The organism is Limosilactobacillus pontis DSM 8475 (genome assembly GCF_001435345.1).
GTDB classification, from domain to species: domain Bacteria; phylum Bacillota; class Bacilli; order Lactobacillales; family Lactobacillaceae; genus Limosilactobacillus; species Limosilactobacillus pontis.
On sequence record NZ_AZGO01000056.1, the window covers coordinates 1 to 289 of the forward strand.

At 45.7% G+C, this 289-nt stretch carries 1 tRNA gene; it reads right to left on the reverse strand.

The features are described 5' to 3' along the window. Positions 1 to 214 precede the first annotated feature (214 nt). Positions 215 to 287 (reverse strand) — tRNA-Lys (locus FD34_RS05495). Between the last annotated feature and the right edge of the window lie 2 nt (positions 288 to 289).

A 289-nucleotide genomic window follows, 5' to 3' on the forward strand; every position in this document is an offset into this window, starting at 1 on the left:
ACCCTGGACCCACGGATTAAGAGTCCGTTGCTCTGCCAGCTGAGCTAACTGCCCATGTCATATTGACAACGATTATTATAATATCAATTCCTACCAATTTTTGCAAGGGCTTTTTAAAATTTTTTATTGAAAAGGGGATTGGCGGTGGAAGGCGCCCGGATTTATAAAATAAAAAAGCGATTGAGGAAAAACCTCAATCGCCGTAAACCTCTGATGGGCAGTCAGGGGATCGAACCCTGGACCCACGGATTAAGAGTCCGTTGCTCTGCCAGCTGAGCTAACTGCCCAT